At 51.3% G+C, this 22545-nt stretch carries 22 protein-coding genes; 1 reads left to right on the forward strand and 21 read right to left on the reverse strand.

Translation table 11 applies throughout. The features are described 5' to 3' along the window. The first annotated feature begins 288 nt into the window (after positions 1-288). On the forward strand, positions 289-480 hold the full coding sequence (locus KQJ23_RS24210; protein ID WP_216480770.1) for a TetR family transcriptional regulator C-terminal domain-containing protein: 192 nt from the start codon (positions 289-291) through the stop codon (positions 478-480). Between the two features lie 96 nt (positions 481-576). Here KQJ23_RS24210 and lysS read toward each other — a convergent pair whose 3' ends face one another. The 21 genes from lysS to KQJ23_RS20475 all read right to left on the reverse strand — a co-directional run bounded on the left by lysS (position 577) and on the right by KQJ23_RS20475 (position 22505). Then, positions 577-2091, reverse strand: coding sequence for a lysine--tRNA ligase (lysS, locus tag KQJ23_RS20375; protein WP_216480771.1), 1515 nt, complete (start codon positions 2089-2091; stop codon positions 577-579). Between the two features lie 107 nt (positions 2092-2198). Further along, positions 2199-2675, reverse strand: coding sequence for a transcription elongation factor GreA (gene greA, locus KQJ23_RS20380; protein ID WP_044482628.1), 477 nt, complete (start codon positions 2673-2675; stop codon positions 2199-2201). 218 nt (positions 2676-2893) lie between these two features. Further along, entirely contained in the window at positions 2894-3895 is a 1002-nt protein-coding gene (gene dusB, locus KQJ23_RS20385) for a tRNA dihydrouridine synthase DusB (RefSeq protein ID WP_216480772.1), read from the reverse strand. Positions 3896-3936: 41 nt separating this feature from the next. After that, entirely contained in the window at positions 3937-4146 is a 210-nt protein-coding gene (locus KQJ23_RS20390; RefSeq protein ID WP_044482576.1) for a helix-turn-helix domain-containing protein, read from the reverse strand. Beyond that, positions 4098-4643, reverse strand: coding sequence for a 2-amino-4-hydroxy-6-hydroxymethyldihydropteridine diphosphokinase (gene folK, locus KQJ23_RS20395; protein ID WP_216480773.1), 546 nt, complete (start codon positions 4641-4643; stop codon positions 4098-4100). Before folK ends, KQJ23_RS20390 begins: the two co-directional genes overlap by 49 nt. 10 nt (positions 4644-4653) lie before the next feature. Next, positions 4654-5016 carry a dihydroneopterin aldolase gene (gene folB, locus KQJ23_RS20400; RefSeq protein ID WP_216480774.1) on the reverse strand — a complete coding sequence of 121 codons (363 nt, stop codon included), beginning with the start codon at positions 5014-5016 and terminating at the stop codon, positions 4654-4656. A gap of 3 nt (positions 5017-5019) precedes the next feature. After that, positions 5020-5874: a dihydropteroate synthase gene (folP, locus tag KQJ23_RS20405; RefSeq protein ID WP_216480775.1), complete on the reverse strand. Its 855-nt coding sequence runs from the start codon at positions 5872-5874 to the stop codon at positions 5020-5022. Further along, positions 5855-6796, reverse strand: a complete 942-nt coding sequence (locus tag KQJ23_RS20410) for an aminotransferase class IV (RefSeq protein WP_216480776.1) — start codon at positions 6794-6796, stop codon at positions 5855-5857. The genes folP and KQJ23_RS20410 overlap by 20 nt, the downstream gene beginning before the upstream one ends. After that, the gene (gene pabA / locus KQJ23_RS20415; protein WP_216480816.1) at positions 6793-7377 is read right to left on the reverse strand and encodes an aminodeoxychorismate/anthranilate synthase component II; all 585 of its coding nucleotides are present in this window, start codon (positions 7375-7377) and stop codon (positions 6793-6795) included. Before pabA ends, KQJ23_RS20410 begins: the two co-directional genes overlap by 4 nt. Further along, on the reverse strand, positions 7374-8945 hold the full coding sequence (locus KQJ23_RS20420) for an anthranilate synthase component I family protein (protein ID WP_216480777.1): 1572 nt from the start codon (positions 8943-8945) through the stop codon (positions 7374-7376). Before KQJ23_RS20420 ends, pabA begins: the two co-directional genes overlap by 4 nt. A gap of 363 nt (positions 8946-9308) precedes the next feature. Continuing rightward, positions 9309-10247: a cysteine synthase A gene (gene cysK, locus KQJ23_RS20425; RefSeq protein ID WP_216480778.1), complete on the reverse strand. Its 939-nt coding sequence runs from the start codon at positions 10245-10247 to the stop codon at positions 9309-9311. A 405-nt stretch (positions 10248-10652) separates the two neighbouring features. Next, the gene (hslO, locus tag KQJ23_RS20430) at positions 10653-11543 is read right to left on the reverse strand and encodes an Hsp33 family molecular chaperone HslO (RefSeq protein ID WP_216480779.1); all 891 of its coding nucleotides are present in this window, start codon (positions 11541-11543) and stop codon (positions 10653-10655) included. A gap of 308 nt (positions 11544-11851) precedes the next feature. After that, positions 11852-12616 (reverse strand): type III pantothenate kinase, encoded by a 765-nt coding sequence (locus KQJ23_RS20435; protein WP_216480817.1) that lies wholly within the window; start codon positions 12614-12616, stop codon positions 11852-11854. 5 nt (positions 12617-12621) lie between these two features. Beyond that, complete coding sequence (gene nadC / locus KQJ23_RS20440) at positions 12622-13488, reverse strand: carboxylating nicotinate-nucleotide diphosphorylase (RefSeq protein ID WP_216480780.1); 867 nt, start codon at positions 13486-13488, stop codon at positions 12622-12624. Then, complete coding sequence (gene nadB, locus KQJ23_RS20445; RefSeq protein ID WP_216480781.1) at positions 13478-15097, reverse strand: L-aspartate oxidase; 1620 nt, start codon at positions 15095-15097, stop codon at positions 13478-13480. The genes nadC and nadB overlap by 11 nt, the downstream gene beginning before the upstream one ends. 38 nt (positions 15098-15135) lie before the next feature. After that, on the reverse strand, positions 15136-16074 hold the full coding sequence (gene nadA / locus KQJ23_RS20450) for a quinolinate synthase NadA (RefSeq protein ID WP_216480782.1): 939 nt from the start codon (positions 16072-16074) through the stop codon (positions 15136-15138). A gap of 309 nt (positions 16075-16383) precedes the next feature. Then, the gene (gene ftsH / locus KQJ23_RS20455; RefSeq protein WP_216480783.1) at positions 16384-18456 is read right to left on the reverse strand and encodes an ATP-dependent zinc metalloprotease FtsH; all 2073 of its coding nucleotides are present in this window, start codon (positions 18454-18456) and stop codon (positions 16384-16386) included. Between the two features lie 96 nt (positions 18457-18552). Continuing rightward, on the reverse strand, positions 18553-19095 hold the full coding sequence (hpt, locus tag KQJ23_RS20460) for a hypoxanthine phosphoribosyltransferase (protein WP_216480784.1): 543 nt from the start codon (positions 19093-19095) through the stop codon (positions 18553-18555). A gap of 64 nt (positions 19096-19159) precedes the next feature. Beyond that, the gene (tilS, locus tag KQJ23_RS20465) at positions 19160-20599 is read right to left on the reverse strand and encodes a tRNA lysidine(34) synthetase TilS (RefSeq protein ID WP_216480785.1); all 1440 of its coding nucleotides are present in this window, start codon (positions 20597-20599) and stop codon (positions 19160-19162) included. A gap of 231 nt (positions 20600-20830) precedes the next feature. Beyond that, the gene (locus KQJ23_RS20470; protein ID WP_216480786.1) at positions 20831-21769 is read right to left on the reverse strand and encodes a serine/threonine protein kinase; all 939 of its coding nucleotides are present in this window, start codon (positions 21767-21769) and stop codon (positions 20831-20833) included. Continuing rightward, positions 21753-22505, reverse strand: a complete 753-nt coding sequence (locus KQJ23_RS20475; RefSeq protein ID WP_249529941.1) for a vWA domain-containing protein — start codon at positions 22503-22505, stop codon at positions 21753-21755. The genes KQJ23_RS20470 and KQJ23_RS20475 overlap by 17 nt, the downstream gene beginning before the upstream one ends. Positions 22506-22545 lie beyond the last annotated feature (40 nt).

Raw genomic sequence — 22545 nt, forward strand, 5'->3', positions numbered from 1 at the left:
CCAGCGTTCGTCCTGAGCCAGGATCAAACTCTCCATTAAGGTGTTTGACTTGCTCATTTCAATACTGACGAGAATGATTAATTCTCTTATAATACTCACTCGTTGTTCAGTTTTCAAAGATCAACTTTGGTTCTTTTTTCGTCACCAGCTCATCAGCGGCAACTTTTATATCTTATCATGCTCAATCCAACATTGCAAGCACTTTTTTTAAAAAATGCTTATGGATTCGAAATCATGATGGGCCGTAATTAACGACCGGATATATAATGTATCACGTATCCATATTCATTGCAACCCATAATACTCATCCGGGCATTAATGGACTCCGGGGTAACCCGGAACGATCATGATGAAGATATAGAAGTTGAAAGAATCTACGACTTAGTCGATGGTCTTGCGATTCATGCAATTCAACGGCCAGAGCTCATGCCCCCTGAAAAAGTCAAAGCCGTGCTGAGACATCATTTAAGCTCACTATAGCCCTATACTTTAAAATCTCAGCTTAGACGAGTGTCTTGAAGCACAAAAAAAGGAACAACCTCCAAAGAGATTGTTCCTTTTTATATTGTTGCAGCCTTATTCAATTACTGTATTCCGCATATGCGGGAAGAGCAGTACATCGCGAATGGAAGGCGCGTCGGTCAACAGCATCACCAGACGGTCGATCCCGATGCCCAGTCCGCCAGTAGGCGGCATGCCGTATTCCAGTGCACGGATGAAATCATCATCCATTTCATGCGCTTCATCATTTCCGTGCTCACGCTCCAGCAGCTGCGCTTCAAACCGCTGACGTTGATCGATCGGATCATTCAACTCGGAGAAGGCATTGGCATGCTCCCGGGCTACAATGAACAGCTCGAAGCGATCGGTAAACCGCGGATCTTCTTCATTTCTCTTAGCAAGCGGGGAAATCTCTACCGGATGACCATATACAAATGTAGGCTGGATCAGCGTCTCTTCTACAAACTGTTCAAAGAAAGCATTCAGGATATGACCGAATGTCATATGCGGCTCCACAGGAACCTTATGCTCCTTCGCCAGACGATGTGCTTCCTCGTTCGACATTTGCACACCAAAGTCCACGCCGGTTACTTCCTTCACCGCATCGACCATGGATACACGGCGCCACTCTGGAGTGAGGTCAACCTCTTGACCTTGGTAATTCAGAATCTTGGTGCCAAGCACTTCTTGGGCAATATGAGCGATCATATTTTCCGTCAGGGCCATGATGTCTTTGTAATCGGCATACGCTTCATACAATTCAATCATCGTGAACTCCGGATTGTGACGGGTTGAGATGCCCTCATTCCGGTATACCCGGCCAATCTCGTACACCTTCTCCAGGCCGCCGACGATCAGACGCTTCAAATGAAGCTCGATTGCGATCCGCATGTACAACTGCATATCCAATGCATTGTGGTGCGTAGTAAATGGACGCGCGGCAGCTCCTCCAGCAATGCTGTGAAGGGTAGGCGTCTCAACTTCAAGATAGCCAAGCGAGTCCAGATAGCGGCGCATCGATTGGATAATCCTTGAGCGCTTGATAAATGTCTGCTGCACTTCCGGATTTACGATCAAGTCAACGTAACGCTGGCGATAGCGCAGCTCCACGTCTTTAAGTCCATGGTATTTGTCCGGCAGCGGGTAGAGCGATTTCGTCAGAACTTCAAGATCGTTAACCTTAATCGTCGTCTCTCCGGTCTTGGTCTTGAACACCTCGCCGGTAACTCCGATAATATCCCCCAGATCCAACGTATCAAACGCAGCATATTTCACTTCCGGCACACTATCTTTGCGGACATAAATCTGAATTTTGCCCGACAGGTCCTGAATATGCGCAAAGCTGGCCTTCCCCATCACCCGTTTTGCCATAATACGGCCAGCAACGGATACCTTGATCTGCTTCTCTTCCAGCTCGTCATGCGTCAATCCGTCATACTGCTTCAGGATATCTCCCGCCATAGCCGTCCGCTCATACTTTGTCCCGAAAGGATCTACGCCAAGCTGACGCAGCTCGTCCAATTTCTCACGGCGCACCTTCAGCAGATCACTGATCTGGACGACTTCCTGGTTGTTCTGTTCTTCGCTCATTGCTTGTCCCACTCCTTACCACTAATTAGATTATATTCAATAAAAACAGTGAAAGAAGCCTCCGCCGGGGAAGCTTCTTGGAACTCAAATTCACCGCTCAAATGAACTTATTTCTTGATATCGATGATCTTATATTGGATAACGCCCGCCGGTACATTGACATCGACCGTAGCACCCTTCTTCTTGCCAAGAATGGCTTTGCCAACAGGGCTCTCATTGGATATCTTGTTCTGCAGCGGATCGGATTCGGCCGTCCCGACAATCGCATATTCCATCGTATCGCCGTATTCCAGATCCTTAACCGTCACAGTCGAACCAATGCTTACCGTATCAGTGTCAATTTCATCATTGTTGATGATCCGGGCATTGCGCAGCATTTTCTCAAGAGTAATGATTCGGCCTTCGATGAACGCTTGTTCGTTCTTGGCATCTTCATATTCTGAGTTTTCGCTAATGTCGCCATATCCAATTGCAGTTTTGATCCGCTCGGCTACTTCGCGGCGTCTCACCGACTTCAGGTTCTCCAGTTCCTCTTCCAGTCTCTTCAGACCGTCCTGTGTAAGAATGACTTCTTTATCACTCATCTCAACCGATTCTCCTGTCATGGAAATAATATTCGCATCACGCATCATTGAGAATATCATATGCAATCGCATGGAGGTCAGACCATCCATGTTGTGGAAGTTATCTCCTGAGGCGAATTTATACTGAAAAATTATAGGTTAACCGGTCTTAAATGTCAATGACGCGGCCCGCAAGGAATGAAAACGCTTCACGTCTCCATGCCCCGTAAACCCAGCAATCAAGCTGTTTCCACGGTTTCCAAATTTTTGTGGTCCTGGCCGGCAACGAATTCTTCAAGAATCCGAACCATTTTATCACGCCGGGTCTCCTCCATAATAGCATCCTTAATCCGGGCCGCACCCTTCAGCCCCTTCAAATACCAGGCCAGATGCTTGCGCATTTCCTTGACCGCAACGTGTTCACCCTTAAGGGCAGCAAGACGGTCCATATGAAGAATCGCAATGCGAATCTTCTCCTCAGCTTCCGGCTCTGGCAAAAGAACCCCCGTCTTCAGGTACTCCACCGTACGATACAGCATCCAAGGATTGCCGAGTGCGCCGCGGCCGATCATGACACCGTCACAGCCCGTCTCCTCCAGCATCCGCTTCGCATCTTCCGGCGTGCTCACATCCCCGTTGCCGATGACAGGAATAGAGACCGATTCCTTCGCTTGCTTGATATAGCTCCAGTCGGCATGTCCCGTATACAGCTGTTCCCGGGTACGGCCATGCACGCTGATCGCTTTGCCCCCTGCGGCCTCCACAGCCTTGGCATTATCCACGACATAAATATGCTCGGCATCCCAACCGATGCGCATCTTCACCGTTACGGGCTTGCTTACCGCATCGACAACTGCCGATACCATCTCGTGGATTTTATTAGGGTCGAGCAGCCAGCGGGCTCCTGCATCGCACTTTGTCACCTTGGGAACAGGACAGCCCATATTGATATCAATAATATCGGCATTTGTCTCCTGATCGACCACTTTCGCGGCTTCAACCAACGATTCGCGGTCCCCCCCGAAAATTTGCAGACTTAGCGGCTTCTCCCGCTCATCGACGAATAGCATTTCCCGGGTCCGCTTGTTGCCGTGAAGGATAGCCTTATCGCTGACCATCTCTGCACAGACAAGCCCGGTGCCAAACTCCTTGGCAATAAGCCGGAAGGCCGGATTGCATACGCCCGCCATAGGAGCAAGCACGACCGGATTCTTCATTTCAATATCGCCGATCTTCAGCATGTGGTTCACTCCCTTCTCTCAAATATTTATGAATATGGGCTTTAGCGCTCCGGAAGCTTTAATTCCTCCAGGTCCAAGCCGAGAACATTTGCAATTTTATTTAAAATTTGATCTTCTATGCGGCGGTTTCCCCGCTCAATAGCTCCGAGCACAGCCAGCGAAATGCCGGTCTGCTCAGCAAGCTGCTGCTGGGTGAAGCCTTTTAGTTTGCGGAATGCGCGGATGCGCTGGGCCAGCTGCATGTTTTCCAAAATCGTACGCCGTCCTTTCCGTCCAGGACGTTCAAGGCACTTTCTATTTGCTCCTTCAACTCCGGATCTTCTTCATTAACAATGTCATTCATCGGTACGAGCACGAAAGCCCGCTCCATCATCCGGGGGTGAGGCAGGGTTAAATGTTCGGTATCCATTTGTTTCCCTTTGATCCACAACAGATCGAGATCAACCGTTCGCGGTCCCCAGCGGATGGTTCGTTCTCTCCCTAGCACATGCTCGATTTGGAGCATTACTTGGAGCAAAGTCTCCGGCGCAAGCGTAGTTCGCAATGCCAGAGCCATGTTCACAAAATTAGGCTGATCCACAGGTCCCACCGGGTCTGTCTCGTACAGATCGGAGCAGCGGAGCACCTTAATTTCCTGATGATCATGAAGCAGGCTAATGGCCTGCATCAGCGTTGCTTCCCGATCACCCAAATTAGCCCCTAAAGCAATATAAGCCTCTGAACCGTCAGAGGGAGATAGTTTGAACATACGACTCTACTCACTTTCTCGACCGCCGAAGCTGTGCCGTCACACCCTCAAAATGAATATCGAACGGCGGATGCGGCTTCGTAACAGCGACCGTCAAGGCATCTACCCTAGTATAAGTGTCCAGAACCGTCGTTGCAATACACTCGGCAAGCGCCTCGATCAATTTAAAGCTTTTTTTCTCGACGATTTCTTTTACCGTCGTGTGGATCTCGGCATAATTTACCGTTTTCGACAGGTCATCCTGCTTTCCCGCTTCCTCAAGATCCAGCTCCAACTCCAGATCCACGTAGAATCGTTGTCCCAGCTTGCGCTCCTCGTCGAATACACCATGGTATCCGTAATATTCCATACGGCGAATGATCATTTTATCCATGATTTACAGTCCGGCCCCTTTCTTTCTATATAAAATAGTATCGCACATCCGTACGGTCTGCGTTATCTCCTTCACATCATGCACCCGCATAATCTGGCAGCCCTGGGCAATTCCCAGTGCAACCGTCGCCGCGGTACCATGCACAACCTCATCCGGTCCCAGCCCGAGCGCAGTACGGATGAACCGCTTGCGGGAAGTCCCCAGCAATACGGGATAGCCCATTTCGGCAAGCAGGTCCAGAGATCCCATGACCTCAAGATTCTCATGATAGTCCTTGGCAAACCCAATCCCCGGGTCCAGAATGATCATTTCATCCTCGACTCCCGCCTGCTTCGCAATCGAGATGCTCTCCCGCAAATCATCCTCGATATCCTGAATCAGATGACGGTAATCCCGGTTGTCCCGGTTATGCATCAAAATGACAGGGCAACGATATGACGCCGCAACTCTTGCCATCTCCGGCTCTCGCTTGAAACCCCATATGTCATTGAGAATATGAGCGCCCGCCTTGAGCGACTCTTCGGCTACCCGTGCTTTATAGGTATCAATCGAGATCGGGATATGCGGAATCTCGCGGTGAAGCGCCTCGATGACAGGAATGACCCGCTCCAGCTCCTCCTGCTCTCCAACAGGGTCATGCCCAGGTCGGGTGGATTCCCCGCCAAGGTCGATGATATCCGCTCCGTCCGCAACCAGTTGAAGCGCATGAGCCACGGCCCGGTCAGGCGAATTATATTTTCCCCCATCCGAGAACGAATCCGGGGTTACATTCAAAATTCCCATAACCAGCGTGCGTTCCCCCAGTGTCAAGGTGGTCTCCCCACATAGATAACTTCTCTTATAGATCCGAGTCTGCATTTGCTCCTACCTTCTTTCTATATAAATCCAACAGGTCTCGGGTGAATGGCCCGATCTTTCCTAATCCGACCTGCACATAGGCGGGGTAGGCCCCCTTCACACCCTCCTCCGGATTCCGGCGAATAAGGCGTGTAACAGGGATCAGCTCCTGAATCGAGTTGGTCATGAACACCTCGTCGGCATGAAGCAGGCTGTCCCAACTGTAGCGGCCTTCCTTCGCAGGCAGGCCAAGTCCTGCCGCCAGCTCAAGCACGACGGCCCGTGTGATTCCAGGAAGAATCCCCGTCTCAATCTCGGGCGTATATAAGACTCCTTCACGAAGAAAGAACAGGTTGCTTGTAATGCCTTCCGACAGCACCCCATCCTTTGTCAGCATCACACCTTCTGATGGAAGCCTGAAGCCGCCATTTTCGGAGAGACGCTCATTTTCGGATAGTTCTCTTCGGGCTCTTACATTATTCATAAAATGGAACGACTTCAGCCGAATTGGTGTCTCCGGCGTATTACGGCGAGTCTCCAGCAGCCAAAGCTGCTTTCCCTCGGTATAGAGGGTCGGCGAAACTGGCGGCAGCGACTTAACGTACAGAATAACGGTCGGTTGTTCATACTCCTCTGAGGTAAGACCAAGCGGCCCCTCGCCCGCCGATACCGCGAGGCGAAAATACCCGTCGCGAAGACAATTCAAAGCCAGCAATCCCGCAATTTCTGAACGAAGGATCGCGATATCCGGCTGATATGAAATACCCAGCTGCAGGCAGCCCTCCGTAAGCCGTTCAAGATGGCGCTCCAGTAAACTGGGGTAGCCTTCATAGGTTCGGAACGTCTCAAACAGCCCGATTCCGTACATGAAGCCGTGATCCATAACGGACACCACGGCTTCAGAAGATCGGACCGGAACACCGTTAAGTCCGATATAATTCATAGACTCGCCTCCGCCTTGCGGCGGTTCAGGAAATTACGCAGTATTTGATGCCCATGATCCGTAATAATGGACTCCGGATGAAATTGTACGCCTTCCACCGCATATTGCTTGTGACGCAGCCCCATAATTTCACCTTCCGCTGTCTCGGCAGTAATCTCCAGACAATCGGGCAGCGTCTCCCGCTCTACGATCAAGGAATGGTATCTCGTCGCGGTGAACGGGGATGGCAGCCCGGTGAATACCGATTCTCCCTGATGGTGAATCGGCGAGGTCTTCCCATGCATCAGCCGCTCGGCACGGATCACCTTGCCGCCAAAGGCTTGGCCAATGGCCTGATGTCCCAGACAGACACCGAAGATCGGAATCTCGCCCTTGAAGCGTTCGATGACCTTCAGGGTAATTCCGGCTTCGTTCGGTGTGCACGGCCCTGGCGAGATCAAGATATGATCCGGATTCAACGCCGTAATTCCCTCCAGATCGATCTCATCGTTGCGGCGAACGACCACTTCCTCGCCCAGCTCGCCCAAATACTGCACCAGATTGTAGGTAAATGAATCGTAATTATCGATGACCAGAATCATGTGCTCCATCTCCTGTTCTCCGCCTCGAAGGCGTATCGTGCGCTATGCCGGATCGCTATGGCAATCGCTTTGGCTTTATTTTGACTCTCCCGGTATTCCCGATAAGGATCGGAATCAATCACAATTCCCGCCCCTGCCTGAATATAACCGACTCCGTCCTGTGTAACCAGCGTTCGTATGATAATATTTAATTCCATATTTCCTTGATAGTCAATCCAACCCATGGCTCCTGTATATGGACCACGGGTCACCGGCTCCAGCTCCTCAATAATCTCCATCGTACGTACCTTGGGTGCTCCTGTTATTGTCCCGCCCGGGAAAATTGCTGCAATCGCCTCGAAGGCCGTTAACGGTTCTGCCAGTATTCCCTCAACCTCGGATACAAGGTGCATAACATGAGAATAACGTTCCACTGTCAGCAGCTCGGAAACTTTGACAGAGCCGTAGGACGCTACTCTGCCAAGATCATTACGCAGCAGATCGACAAGCATAATGTGCTCAGCCTGCTCCTTCTCGCTGCTGAGCAGCTCCGCCTCCATCGCGACATCTTCATCCGCGGTCAGTCCGCGGCGGCGAGTCCCCGCAATCGGACGGGTGCTGAGGCGTCCGGTCTCAAGCTTGACCAGCAGCTCTGGCGATGCAGAGACCAGCTGGAATTCGGGTAAGCGGATCATACCCATATACGGCGAGGGATTGATCAAACGCAAGCTTTCATAGATCGTTTCGGGCTTAGCAGCTAGAGGAAAAGCATGTCTCAAGGAGAGATTCACCTGAAATACATCCCCTGCCGCGATATATTCCTGGACCTTCCGAACCGCGCCTTCAAACGCCGATTGGCTCATCGATGTCTTAGACTCGGCAAACAGTTCATCCAGTCCCGGTGTCTGCTCCTCCTGGGTCGCTGGGAATGGCTCCGCCTGCTGGAAGGCCTGCCACGCTTCGATCATTTCTGCAGCTCTTGCCCGGGCCGTATTGTAAAGGGCAGCTACCTCATCAGAAGTTCTGATCTTGTCCTTATTCTCCAATGCTTCTTCAACCGAAATGTCCTTGTGTACTACCGCATAGATTGTCGATTCGGCTTCATCCCAGATCCATAATTCCTCGAATCGCATCCAGACATAATCGTCCAGCCCAAGATCATCCTGGGCCAGCGCAGGCAACCGCTCCAATGATCGCGCAATATCATACCCCAGGAAGCCGACTGCACCGCCGCCCAGCTTGGGGAGAGCGGGATGAGACGGCGACTTGTAAGGGGCCAGCCAGTCCTTGATCAGCTCTAGCGGCTTACCGGTCAGCCTCCTGCCGGCTGCTGCAGTCAGATCTGATACCTCCGCATGACTGCCCTTTCCGCGAATCACAGAGACCGGATTTAAACCCAGGAACGTATATCTGCCCCCTTTACCGCTCTCCAGCACAAAGGAATAGGCACCCGCCTGCTCCCAGGCCGATTTCCATGCCTTCGGCAGGCCTGCCGGCGACTTCATACTGATCACACATGGGAGCAGGCTCCATAGTCCCTCCGCACGCCATTCCTTCCAGTTCTCCTTTGAGATTAACGTCTCCACCATCACCCTGCCTCTGACCTCCAGCTCCGCACTTGGTTGCTTATTGTTTGCTAGTATACTAAACCTCGTCCATTTTGAAAATACAAATGCCCCCGCAGCCGTATAAGAGACAGCGCGGGGGCAGCTTAACTTCGTGATCAAAAGATTTGAACAACCTCTTAAAGTGCAAGTTCAAAAAGTCAGCTTTTCAGCACCGAGAAGGTTGCGAGAACCTGAAGAAGGAGGAACGGAGTGTAGGCAGTACCTACATGAGCGAAATGCTTCCAAAGGAAGCATGCCTCGTAAGCATCCGCTCGGACTTCAAGGGTGAACGCAAGATTCGATGTCGAATTAACCTCCTGTAACACTTCGTGATCAAAAGATGTCTTAAGCTTCAAAGTTGTAAAGCGGGGTGCTCAGGTACCGTTCGCCGTTACTTGGAACAATAGCAACGACACGCTTGCCCTTGCCAAGCTCCTTCGCAACCTTCAATGCCGCAAATACGGCTGCACCGGAGGAAATACCGGACAGAATTCCTTCTTCCTTCGCAAGCTGACGAGCTTGTTCAAAGGCCGCTTCATTCTCAACATGAATAATTTCATTATATACGTCTTGATTCAGAATCTCTGGAATGAAGTTAGCGCCGATCCCCTGGATCTTATGCGGACCTGGCTTACCCCCTGCCAGAATTGGGGAACCTGCAGGTTCAACAGCATACACCTTAACATTCGGGAAACGGCTCTTGAGTACTTCGCCTGCACCGGTGATTGTACCGCCTGTACCGATACCGGCAACAAAGGCATCAAGCTCTCCGCCCAAGGATTCAATGGCTTCTACGATTTCAGGTCCAGTTGTCTCACGGTGGATCTTCACGTTAGCCTGGTTTCTGAATTGATCGGCGAGGAAATAATCCGGATTCGCAGCAAGAATCTCTTCCGCCTTCTTCACCGCGCCGTTCATCCCTTCCGATCCCGGTGTCAGCACCAATTCGGCACCGTAAGCGCGAAGCAGGTTGCGTCGCTCCAAGCTCATGGTCTCAGGCATAATAATTACGGCCTTATACCCCTTTGCCGCAGCTACCATGGCAAGTCCAATCCCTGTGTTACCGCTCGTTGCTTCTACAATCGTGCCGCCCGGCTTCAATCTTCCCGACTTCTCCGCTTCCTCAACGATGCTGAATGCGATCCGGTCCTTGACGCTGGAGCCCGGGTTCTGATATTCAAGCTTCACGTAGATTTCAGCGCTATCCTCAGGAACAATCCGATTCAGCTTGACGAGCGGGGTACCCCCGATCAGTTCAGTTACATTGTTAACGACCTTTGCCATGGTAATGCCCTCCTTATAATAATAAACAGTATCATTAGAATCCGCAGTTCTGGATGCTTGCATACGAAGTTATTTTATATCCGAGTATTTAAGTAGGTTTTACTATTTATATATTAACAACCCCGATCGGAGTTGTCAATAATAGCCGAAAAAAATACTTTGCCCGCACTCCTTTCGGCAAGCAAAGTATTTTAACTGTCTTTTATACAAGTTGAACTAAAGAACTGTACAGAAAAGACATAAGTATAAAGCGTTCTACAGAAGCGTCAGCGTTCGCCTTTGTGAGCGGAGTTCTTCCTTTACATGGCTAAGTTCAATCCAAGAAATCCGCGACAACAGCGATCGTAAGAAAGCTTTATACGTTGCCTCCGGTGCATAATCATTAGTTCCACTTATATACACTTTTTATTTTGAAGTCTGCTCGATCAACACATCCAGATCTGCCCGATTAAATGTATATGCCTCGTTGCAGAAATCGCATATAACTTCGGTCTGCTCATCCTCATCCCGAAGCTGAATCAGTTCATCCCGGCCAAGGCTGATCAAAGTACGTTCTACCCGATCCCGAGAGCAATGACAGGAAAAGACGATATCCAGCTCGTCCAGCACCCGCACGTCGGGAAGCAGCCACTTCAGCATTTCCTCCGGCTCTAATCCTTGATCCAGGAGTACCGTCACGGGCGGCATTTGTCCCACTGCCCGTTCGATCATATCAATGTCGGCATCGCTAAGGCCCGGCAAAAGCTGAATAATGAACCCTCCAGCCACAATAACGGAATTGTCCGTATCAACAAGAACACCAAGTCCAACTGCCGACGGCGTCTGCTCGGACGCAGCGAAGTAATAGGTGAAGTCCTCGCCCAGTTCACCGGAAATAATCGGCACATTGCCGTGATAAGGCTCCTTCAAGCCCAAATCCTTGGTCACATTGATGAAGCCGTCCGTGCCTACTGCACCAGCCACATCCAGCTTACCCTGACTGTTCGCAGGCAAGTGGACATGCGGATTGCTCACGTATCCGCGCACTTCTCCTTTAGCGTTGGCGTCCGCTACGATCTGGCCAACCGGACCGCCGCCTTTGACCTGCACCGACAGTCTCTCTTCACCCTTGAGCATAGCGCCCATCATGGCGGCGGCCGTCACCGTACGCCCCAAAGCAGCGGTAGTAGTCGGATACGTGTCATGACGTCTGCGAAGCTCTTCCACCAGCTGTGTCGTCCGCACCGCAAAGGCGCGCACTTTTCCGTCCAGCGCGGTTCCGCGTACCAGACGGTCTTTTCCATTCTGTGTCTCCAATCGAGTAAAGCCTCCCTTTAAGTGCGTGTTCTACTCTTAAAATGCGTGTTCAAAAAGTCAGCTTTTCAGCACCGAGAAGGTCGCGAGAACCCGAAGAAGGAGGAACGGAGTGTAGGCAGTACCTACATGAGCGAAATGCTTCCAAAGGAAGCATGCCTCGTAAGCATCCGCTCGGACTTCTAGGGTGAACGCAAGATTCGATGTCGAAATCATCCCCTTGGAACACTTCGTAATCAAAAGATGAATTTTTGAACAACCTCTTTAAACGATCTAATTTAGGCTAATGCCGTTCGATCCGTTACTTTCGCTTATTGGTTACGTTCATAGATTAACCGGAGGCCCTCCAGCGTAAGCCAGGGATCGACCTCCTGAATACTTTTGGACTCACTTGCGATCAGCTCGGCCAGCCCTCCGGTAGCAATCACCTTGGGCTGGGTATTCATCTCGCGGGCAATCCGTTCGACAATACCATCCACCTGTCCGGCATAGCCAAAAATAATCCCCGACTGCATTGCATGGACGGTGTTCCGTCCAATGACTTTCTTCGGCTTCTCCAGTTCAATCCGGGGAAGCTTGGATGCCCGCTGATACAGCGCTTCCGTCGAGATTCCGATGCCGGGCACGATAGCGCCTCCCAGATAATTACCCGCTTCATCCACGCAGTCAAACGTCGTCGCCGTTCCGAAATCCACCACGACCAGAGGCCCTCCATATTTCTCAATGGCAGCCACCGCATTCACGATCCGGTCCGCACCGACCTCGCGGGGGTTCTCATAACGCAGGTTCAAGCCCGTTCGAATGCCCGGCCCGACGACCAGCGGCTTTTGATGTAAATATTTTTCACATAGCTCTTCCAGGACATGCATCAAAGGAGGAACCACCGAGGATAGGATAACCCCCTCTATTCGCCCGGGATCGATCTTCGACATCGCGAACAGATTATGAATCAATACGCCATATTCATCCACCGTCGCCTGACGGTTCGTGCCGATCCGGAAATGGTGCAGTAGCTCGCGCTGACGATAGATACCCAGCACAATATTGGTATTGCCAACATCCACTACAAGAAACATCGTACTCATCCTTCTTTCTTCTCACCCAGATCCAGACTGATATCCAGGCTGTCAAAGGAATATGTGAGCCGTCCCACCGAGATCACATCAACTCCGCTCTCCGCGATCTCTCTGACGGTAGCCAGCGACACATTGCCGGAAGCCTCCGTCTTCACATGAGGCGCCTTTGTCTTGATCAGGCGGACCGCCTCCTTCATCAGTCCAGGCGGCATGTTATCCAGCATAATAATATCTGCTCCTGCTGACAAGGCCTCTTCCACCTGCTCCAGGCTCTCCGTCTCTACTTCAATCGTCATCGTATGCGGAATATGGGCTCTAGCCCGGCTTACAGCCTGGCGAATCCCCCCCGCACCCTTAATGTGATTATCCTTGATCATCACCGCATCATAAAGACCGAAGCGGTGATTCGCACCCCCGCCGGTACGAACAGCATATTTCTCCAGCATGCGATGTCCGGGCGTCGTCTTGCGAGTATCGACCAGACGGACCGGAATTCCTTCCAAGGCATCTACAAAAGTCCGGGTTCTTGTCGCGATGCCGGATAAACGTTGAAGCAGGTTTAGTGCCAGCCTCTCTCCCGTCAGAATGCTATGGGTGCTGCCCTCCACCTCAGCCAGGATACTTCCCTTCTCTATACGTTCGCCATCCTTGACCTTCGGTGTAAAGACCAGAAGGGGATCGACAATCTCGAAGACGAGCTGGGCAACAGGCATTCCGGCAATAATGCCGGACTCCTTGGCATGGATGATTCCCTTGGAGCTGTGTCCGTGAGGAATCGTTACGCCTGTTGTTACATCGCCTGATCCAACATCCTCCCGCAGCCATCCCCGAATTGATTCTACGAGTTCTTCATTATATCCATTAAACATCATCACTGGTTTCCTCCAAGATTCCTTTTTCCCGGTGACGGATCATGTGCTTGCGCCACCTTGCATCATCACGGTCCGGGAAGTCCTCCCGATAATGGCCGCCTCTGCTCTCCTCACGGGTTAACGCAGATTCAGCCAGTAGCAGTGCGCTGGTTAGCATATTGGCAAATTCCAGCTGCTCACGGCTCGTCAATACGGACTCAAAAAGCGGCAACTGACGCTTCAGCTCGTCAATTCCTTTGAGCAAGCCTTCTCCTGTGCGTCGAAGTCCCACCTGACGCACCATGACCTTTTGCAATTTAAGCCGCCGTTCTACAATCGGCTGCAGGGCTGCAGCTGGACGCGAGTCCCGGCAAGCAATCCCTTGGCCTGTATTGGCTAACAGAGACAGCCTGGAGATCTGCTTCACAATCCGCCCGCCGAATACAATGGCTTCAGATAGCGAGTTGCTGGCCAGACGATTCGCCCCATGCACCCCGGTGGAAGATACTTCTCCGCAAGCGAACAGACGATGAATATTCGTCTCGCCGCAAGGACCCGTACGCACGCCTCCCATCATATAATGCGCAGCCGGAGCGACAGGAATCCAATCGGTCGTCAAATCCAGGCCATATGTAAGACATGTCTCATAGATCGTCGGAAAACGGTGCTTAATCATTTCCGGGGCTTCATGTGAAATATCCAGGTACACCACGCTCGACTTGGTTGATTCCATCTCCGCTACGATGGCCCGGGCGACAATGTCGCGAGGCGCCAGCTCCAGCAGCTCGTGATAGCGCTCCATGAAGCGCTCGCCATGAATATTGCGGAGCACCGCCCCTTCGCCGCGCACCGCCTCCGAGATCAGGAAACGGGGAGCACCGGGATAGCAGAGCGAGGTCGGATGGAATTGTATAAATTCCATATCCCGAATCTCGGCTCCTGCCCGATAAGCCATTGCGATGCCGTCCGCCGTGGCGACCTCCGGATTCGTTGTATAACGATAGAGCTGTCCGGCGCCTCCGCTGCTGAGAATGGTTGCCTTTTTCCCCCGTAAAAATACGCGCTGTCCGTCCGGCTGCTGTACTAAAGCACCCAGACATTCCTCTCCCTCTGTAATCAGATCGATCACATAATGATCTTCCCACAGCTCCACATTCGGAGAATGGATCACCTGCTCCGATAATGCCCGCACGATCTCATAGCCGGTAGCATCCCCATTGGCATGAAGTATTCTGCGGTGACTATGGGCGCCTTCCTTCGTCAGAGCGATCTCCCCATTCTCCAGATCAAAGGCCGCTCCAAGCTTCATCAATTCCCTGACCCGGTCCGGGCCCTCCTGAACAAGAATATCCACGGCCTGTGAAGAGCATAATCCTGCTCCCGCAAGCAGGGTATCCTCGCGGTGAGATTGAGGCGAATCCTCCTCAGAGAATACCGCCGCAATCCCTCCCTGCGCATATCTCGTATTACTCTCCAGCAGGGATCGCTTCGTAATCATCGTGACATGATGCTCTTCAGCCGCGCGTATTGCAGTATATAGACCGGCAATTCCAGAGCCGATGACAATCACATCCGTATCCAGAACCGGTAGCTCGTTCAAATCAAAATTCACTAAATATCGTGGTATCATGACTTTGTCGCCTGCCCTTGAACAGAGAGTAGCGCATGCTACTTAACTTGTAACATGCGCTCTAGTGAGAGTCTCGCCTTATCGGCAACGGCAGTCGGCACGTAAATTTCCGGCTGCATCGTCTCCAGGCATTTAACCAGTTTTTTCAGATTGTTGACTTTCATATTGGGGCAAACCAGAAATTTTGTGGCAAAATGGAAAGCTTTATCCGGGCTGTCCTTACGCAGCTGATACCCAGTCCCATCCTCAGTTCCCACGATGAACTCCTTCGCAGGCGAATTCTTACAGTAATCGAGAATAGCTGTCGTACTGCCCACGTAATCCCCCATCGCTACAACCTCTGGGCGGCACTCCGGATGAACGACAAATTCGGCGTTCGGATATTTGGCCTTCATCTCCACAACATCCTTCACCGTCAGCATATCATGAGTGTTGCAGTACCCTTCCCAGATAATCAACTTCTTATCGGTATGCTGCTGAACATAGTGTCCCAGGTTTTTATCCGGAACCCAAATAATCTCCTCAGCATCAACTGAATTGATCACCTTGACCGCATTGGATGAAGTACAGCAAATATCCGTCTCGGCTTTGATCTCAGCCGATGAGTTAATATAAGTAACAACCTTGGCATTCGGATGCTGAGCCTTCAGCTTCTGAAGACCATCCACATTGACCATGTCGGCCATCGGACAGCCTGCACGCTCATCAGGGATTAATACCGTCTTATTGGGAGCCAGAATTTTGGCACTCTCTCCCATGAAGTGAACCCCGCAGAAGACGATTGTCTCTGCATCTGTAGAGGCTGCCTTCTGAGCAAGCAAAAAAGAGTCGCCGCGAAAATCGGCTACCTCCTGAATCTCGTCACGTTGATAATAGTGAGCAAGTATAATAGCATTCCGTTCCTTCTTCAGTCGAACCAGCTTCTCCTTCAGCTCACGGTTCATCTCCGCTTTCCGTTCAAGTGCAAGAGCTTCCACCTGATACCCTCCCCTATGTGCGCCCGCGATTAATCGCGATTCTCTCTCTTGTCCGCATTCCATAATATTGTGCAAAAAAGCGCATGCCCGAATGAACGCCATCCAGGACACAGTGTGTTTAACAACTAATTTACACAAGGGATCAGGTGCTGTCAATCAATCTGAGCCCATAAATATATGCAATTTGAACTAAATAAGTTTTACGTAGCTTCTTTTGTTCAACCAATATAGTTCTGAATTTCTGGGAAACAAAATAACCCGGGTGCAGTTCGCACCCGGGTCTAGTTACTAAGCTGGCCTTAACTCATATTAACGATCCTTCGGATCTTCTTCATCCGGCGGCAACTGTGGAGCATGAGCATCCGGATCCTGTGTGGTATCGTTCGCCGAGCTTCCAGGCACTTCATTCGGAATATCTCCGCCAGGAATGGCAGGAGCTGCATCCTCTGATTTGCCTTGAATGCGGACACGCACATCGCCGATGTTATCTACGATTGGCTGTCCTGATTCAGACGAACCTCCGCTGTCTTGGCCCGAATCCGCATCCGACAGTTTGCCTGTCTCAATCAGTTGCTTGATTTGGTCCAGCTCCAGCGTCTCAACCTCGAGCAGGGTCTCAGCAATCAGGCGAACCTGATCCGCATGCTCCGTAAGGAGCTGCTTACAACGTTCATACGACTGGCTGATGAAGCGCTGCATTTCTTGATCAATCTCATAAGCGATTTGATCGCTGTAATTCTGCTCGTGTCCGATATCACGGCCCAGGAATACCTGTCCTTGCGCTGTGCCGAACTGCATCGGTCCGAGCTTCTCACTCATCCCGTACTCGACAATCATGCTGCGGACAATACTGGTTGCTTGCTGGAAGTCGCTGTAAGCGCCCGTACCGATTTCGCCGATGAACAATTCTTCGGAAACCCGGCCACCGAGCAAGCCTGTCACTTTATCCAGCAATTCCTGCTTGGTTACCAGCATGCGGTCTTCCTTCGGAAGCATAATGACATATCCGCCTGCCCGACCGCGCGGGATAATGGTCACCTTGTGAACCATGTCGGCATGTTCCAGGAAGTAGCCGACAATCGTATGACCTGCTTCGTGGAAAGCAACAATCCGCTTCTCACGATCACTGATCACCCGGCTGCGCTTCTCGGTACCGACGATGACACGGTCAATCGCTTCATCGACCTCGCGCATAGAGATATCCTTCCGGTTACGCCGTGCTGCGAGGAGCGCTGCTTCATTCAGCAGATTTTCCAGATCAGCGCCGGTGAAGCCGGTCGTACGTTTCGCAATGACATCCAGGCGTACATCCTTGGTTAGCGGCTTATTGCGCGCATGGACCTTAAGGACAGCCTCCCGGCCCTTCACATCCGGACGGTCAACCGTAATCTGACGGTCAAAACGTCCCGGACGAAGCAAGGCCGGATCAAGAATATCGGCACGGTTTGTCGCCGCAACGATAATGATTCCTTCGTTACCCCCGAATCCATCCATCTCAACGAGCAATTGGTTCAAGGTTTGCTCGCGTTCATCATGCCCGCCGCCGAGTCCGGCGCCGCGCTGACGGCCCACAGCATCAATTTCATCAATAAAGATAATACATGGCGCGTTCTTCTTTGCATTCTCGAACAAATCACGTACCCGTGATGCACCGACACCGACGAACATTTCCACGAAGTCGGAACCGGAAATACTGAAGAACGGAACGCCCGCTTCCCCGGCTACCGCACGGGCGAGCAAGGTCTTACCTGTCCCCGGAGGACCTACCAACAGAACCCCTTTCGGAATACGCGCGCCAACGGCTGAAAATTTGCGGGGGTCTTTCAGGAATTCAACGACCTCCACAAGCTCTTGCTTCTCTTCATCAGCACCGGCGACATCCTCAAAGGTAACCTTTTTCTTCTCTTCATTATAGAGACGGGCACGGCTCTTACCGAAGTTCATTACCTTGCCGCCGCCGCCCTGAGCCTGATTGAACAGGAAGAAGAACAGAATGAACATAATAGCGAGCGGAATAATGGAAGTCAGGAAGGTTAGCCAGATGCTTTCGCCCTGCATTTTCTTCCAGGTCAACTCAAACCCGTTTTGCTCACTAAGGTCTGTAATCTCCTTCAGCACATTGTCATCGGCAGGAATGTAGGCGGAGAAGTTGGTTGTCTTGTCATCCCCAACCTTCTCTTTATAATTACCAGTCACGAGATAAGCGTAACCGTCAAATTTGCCGGTCATTTCCTTAATATTGTCCGCCTTGAGCTGCTGTCTCAGTTCGCTATAACTAGGGGTGACGGTTGTCTCATTTCCACTGTTGAGGAATTGGACGATGCCCACCACGACTAAGAATAGTATTAAATAAAAACCAGAATTCCGGATGAACCGACTCATCCCCTACCTCCTCTCAAAAACCTTAAGTAATTTTAACACAGCCGCTCATGCCATTTCAAAAAACTTAGGCAGTCTAGCTTCGTACACCCGAAATTCTTACTCATGGGTGTATACTTCGGGCTTCAGAACCCCGACAAACGGGAGGTTGCGGTACTTCTCTGCATAATCGAGTCCATACCCGACGATAAATGCATCCGGCATAATAAATCCGGCCAGATCAGCCTCCAGATCAACGGTACGGCCGCTCGGTTTATCGAACAAGGTGACGATCTTGACCGAGTTGACCTTCCGGCGTTCCAGAACATCAACCAGGTAGCTCAGTGTCAATCCGCTATCAATAATATCTTCCACAATTAGAATGTCTCTTCCCTCTACGGAATTATCCAGGTCCTTGATAATCTTGACCTCGCCCGAAGAACGGGTAGATGCTCCATAGCTTGATACGGCCATAAAATCAATTTCAATCGGGACCGTAATCTCTTTGATCAGATCAGCCATGAAAATAAACGCGCCCTTCAGGATACAAATCACCAGCGGGTTTCGGCCTGCATATTCTTCACTCAGCTGGCGGCCAAGCTCTACGACCTTATCCTGAATCTGTTCGCGGGTAATCAGCACTTCCATAATGTCGTTCTGCAAAGTAAATAAACCTCCTACGTTATACTATGAATGCAAATCCTGGGATAACCTCCAGGCGAATGAATTAATCCCGTTCCATTCTCATTCTGAGAAGAGAGGATGTACGCTCGTTCACCGCTGCGACCGATGAGCGACGAACTCCGGGAATCCAAACAATCCGTCCTGCAGCATCTGCAATCATTGGAATTCGGGAACGAAGAGAGGGAGGGATTTTTTCATCGATAAAGATATCCTTCACTTTCTTGCTTCCATTCATCCCGAATACGCTCATGCTGTCTCCTGCAAGCCGGGAACGAACCGTCAGCGGGTATTCCAGGCCATCCGCATCAAATACCGCCTCATCTTTGCCTTCCGGCAGTATCTCCGACAGACTAACCCCAGCTTCAAGCCGGGTAAAATGCACGATATGCCCCGTGTCCATGACAGACACTTCCGCCGGAAAACATTCCACAACATATGTATAATGAGGAATTGCACTTTCCGCTCGGGCAGATACGAAACGGATGAGATCATATTCGCGAATGCAACGGGTACCGCCGCCCAAGTCCAGAGTCCAGGTTGTGGGCTGACTTTGAACCGTCCCTTTCCGAATCGCTTCAATCCTGGCAAAATCGCCGTCATCCGTGCCCAAAGGCAGATAATTTAATATTAGTTTAATCAACCTCCGTTGTAAAGCAAGATGTAGGCCTGCCACATCCTGTGCCCGAACCGCGGTTTCTCCCTCTCGACAGCTTACGATTTGCTGATAAATCCGTTTGGCTTCCGATTGAAGATAATCGTCTTCCTCTGCCATGATCTCGGACAGACGATTCAAGGAATGGGATAACTGCTCATTATATTGCCCTAAAAAAGGGAGTACATCCATCCGAATTTCATTTCTCATATACTTGGGCAGCAGGTTCGAACTGTCGGTCACATACGGGATTTTAGCCTGTTCGCAGGCTTGCACCAGGGTGTTTTTGTTCATACGAAGCAGAGGCCGGATCAGTTCCACTTTTTTTTCCTTCCGCTTCATTCGCATGCCGCTGATCCCCGTAGGACCACTGCCGCGCAGCAGGCGCATAATCACGGTCTCGGCCTGGTCATCGCCGTGATGGGCTAATGCAATGGCCTGCGCACGGTACTTATCGGCAACTTGATGAAGGAACTCATACCGCTTCTCCCGAGCAGCCTCCTGGCCGCCCATGCCTGATTCCCTCATGTAGGCAGGAACGTCAAAAACGCCGAGCTCGAACGGAATGTTCAGCTCCTCAGCCAATCTCCGTACAAACTCGGCCTCTTTATCAGATTCCTGACCCCGAAAGCCATGATTCACATGGGCACACACCAGAGATAATTTCAAATCCGGATCGCGCGAAATTTCATTTAATATATGCAGCAGGATTGTGGAATCCGGTCCACCGGAGACGGCTGTGATAATCACATCGCCCGGAGACCATAGGTTATGCTCAAGCCCGATTTGGCGAACCTCACGGACCAGCCGATATAGCGCTGGGTGAGTCAAACTGTTCGCCCCCTTTTTTTAATAATGCGTGTTCAAAAAGTTAGCTTTTCAGCACCGAGAAGGTTGCCAGAACCTGAAGAAGAAGGAACGGAGTGTAGGCAATCCCTACATGAGTACCGGACTTCCAGGGTGAACGCAAGATTCGATGTCGAATCAACCCCTTGGTATACTTCGTGATCAAAAGATGACTTTTTGAACAACCTCTAAATAGTATCTGTTCTTTATATGCCGTCAAAATCTGAGGCTTAAGTAAATCGCACAGCCAAGCAAGGTGAGCGACAGTGCAAATGCTCCAACCATCCAGCCTGGTGTCTTGACGTGTACCCTACGTGCAATGTAAGGACCGGTCACAAGATTCTTCCATGCCTGGCAGGCATGCAGCGTATCTCGAAAATCACCGCGCAAGGCGAGCTCAAGCCAAGAGCGGAAGGGAGCGAGCGCCTCATCCGATCGGACGATCAGCAGCAGATCGTTTTTGCTCCGCGTCTGTGGCAGCTGCTGAGCCGCTCGCTTCAGCGGCCCCTCCGCTAGGAGATGAATACACACGACGGCAAATGAAAACCAGTCATAAGACGGTTCCGCCGTCCGGCTCCCCGCATTCCAGAACCCCCGGTCATACCATTCTGTATACTGCTTAATGCTTTTCCCGAGTGCACTGACGCCTCCATAGTCGATCAACTCCACCTCACCGGATGGAGATACCATCACATTCTCCGGCTTCAGATCTCCGAAAGCCCAGCCCGCCTCATGAAGTGTGCGAAGCTGCTGAAGGAGATGAAGCCCGGCAACATGAAGCCACTGTCCGCCTTTGTGCGCAAGAAAAGTACGCAGCGCCTCGCCCTTGACGTAGCGCATCACATAGAATGGGATCTCCCGTCCATGGTGAGAGTAATCATCCACTTCCACTAAATAAGGAGCGCTCCGATTCTCTCCAAGTCCTCGGAGGCGCGTGCGTTGAACCGCCTTCAATACATTGATCTCGGATTGCAGATCCAGTGTATCAAAGCCCAGCTTCATCGCATAGAGACGTGCACTTCCCGTGTGCTTGACCAAATAGACTATTCCATTTGCGCCTTGGCCCAACAGCCGTTGAACCACATACTTGCCGCCCTTCCAGCGCCCGGTAACTACTGTCCCTTGCGCCAGATTCCATTTAGACGACGTAGTCACCGAGCATCCCTTCTTCTCTGTCTGACTCCTTCAGCCAGTTACTGGAACCATGTCCTTCCAGTGTACCATACCGAAAGAATTCCATCACCTTGAGAATGGCAGGCCCAGTCGGAGTTGCTCCCCGCATCGTTAGCTTCTGGAAGATCGAGCGCGCTCCTGTGAGCTCCGTGGTCCAGTCCAGATCCATAACCGCTTCTTCCCCGCTGTGAGCCCCAGGAAAATGAAACACCGCAATCCGGCTCGTTCCCTGCCTTGCTCCGAGGCTCAGCATCATATCCCGGATCGCTTCCTCGACGGCTGCCAGCTTTGGTCTCATGCTTGCACTGGCATCAATAAGCAGGACTACCTCAAGCGCACTGGTCTCGCTAAGCTCGTCAATGACCTCCACCACCTGGGAACGGGTATCCGGAGGCAGATCCTCAACCGCTGTGTCCGTCTGTCCCAATATCTGTCTTAGCTCCTTATTAACCGCATGCTGAATTGTCTGAACCACTGTCTTCCGCGTCATCATCTGCATGGTCTGAGCCAGCTGCCGGGTGCCGGACATTCGGCTCATTCCGCCCCCGGCTCGAGCGATCTCCTCAATTTCCACACTTCCAAGCTCACCGATCGTTCCATAATCGACAATGCCTACTACGTTCACCGTAATACCTTCCTGCCGAGCCAGCGCAGCCGCCATAACCGGGCTCTCTCCGACATTGGAACAACCATCCGTAATCAGCATAATTTGCTTCATTGCTATCCCCGCCTTCATTTGAAATGATTCTATAATTCTC

The sequence above is a fragment of the Paenibacillus brevis genome (assembly GCF_018919145.1).
Classification (GTDB): Bacteria; Bacillota; Bacilli; order Paenibacillales; family Paenibacillaceae; genus Fontibacillus; species Fontibacillus brevis.

What these genes read in the sequence shown, in the direction of transcription:
- lysS (WP_216480771.1), bottom strand. Translation starts at nt 2,091, where the DNA reads ATGAGCGAAGAACAGAACAACCAGGAAGTCGTCCAGATCAGTGATCTG.
- greA (WP_044482628.1), bottom strand. Translation starts at nt 2,675, where the DNA reads ATGAGTGATAAAGAAGTCATTCTTACACAGGACGGTCTGAAGAGACTG.
- dusB (WP_216480772.1), bottom strand. Translation starts at nt 3,895, where the DNA reads ATGCTGAAGATCGGCGATATTGAAATGAAGAATCCGGTCGTGCTTGCT.
- folK (WP_216480773.1), bottom strand. Translation starts at nt 4,643, where the DNA reads ATGTTCAAACTATCTCCCTCTGACGGTTCAGAGGCTTATATTGCTTTA.
- folB (WP_216480774.1), bottom strand. Translation starts at nt 5,016, where the DNA reads ATGGATAAAATGATCATTCGCCGTATGGAATATTACGGATACCATGGT.
- folP (WP_216480775.1), bottom strand. Translation starts at nt 5,874, where the DNA reads ATGCAGACTCGGATCTATAAGAGAAGTTATCTATGTGGGGAGACCACC.
- KQJ23_RS20410 (WP_216480776.1), bottom strand. Translation starts at nt 6,796, where the DNA reads ATGAATTATATCGGACTTAACGGTGTTCCGGTCCGATCTTCTGAAGCC.
- pabA (WP_216480816.1), bottom strand. Translation starts at nt 7,377, where the DNA reads ATGATTCTGGTCATCGATAATTACGATTCATTTACCTACAATCTGGTG.
- KQJ23_RS20420 (WP_216480777.1), bottom strand. Translation starts at nt 8,945, where the DNA reads ATGGTGGAGACGTTAATCTCAAAGGAGAACTGGAAGGAATGGCGTGCG.
- cysK (WP_216480778.1), bottom strand. Translation starts at nt 10,247, where the DNA reads ATGGCAAAGGTCGTTAACAATGTAACTGAACTGATCGGGGGTACCCCG.
- KQJ23_RS20435 (WP_216480817.1), bottom strand. Translation starts at nt 12,616, where the DNA reads ATGTTTCTTGTAGTGGATGTTGGCAATACCAATATTGTGCTGGGTATC.
- nadC (WP_216480780.1), bottom strand. Translation starts at nt 13,488, where the DNA reads ATGATGTTTAATGGATATAATGAAGAACTCGTAGAATCAATTCGGGGA.
- nadB (WP_216480781.1), bottom strand. Translation starts at nt 15,097, where the DNA reads ATGATACCACGATATTTAGTGAATTTTGATTTGAACGAGCTACCGGTT.
- ftsH (WP_216480783.1), bottom strand. Translation starts at nt 18,456, where the DNA reads ATGAGTCGGTTCATCCGGAATTCTGGTTTTTATTTAATACTATTCTTA.
- KQJ23_RS20475 (WP_249529941.1), bottom strand. Translation starts at nt 22,505, where the DNA reads ATGAAGCAAATTATGCTGATTACGGATGGTTGTTCCAATGTCGGAGAG.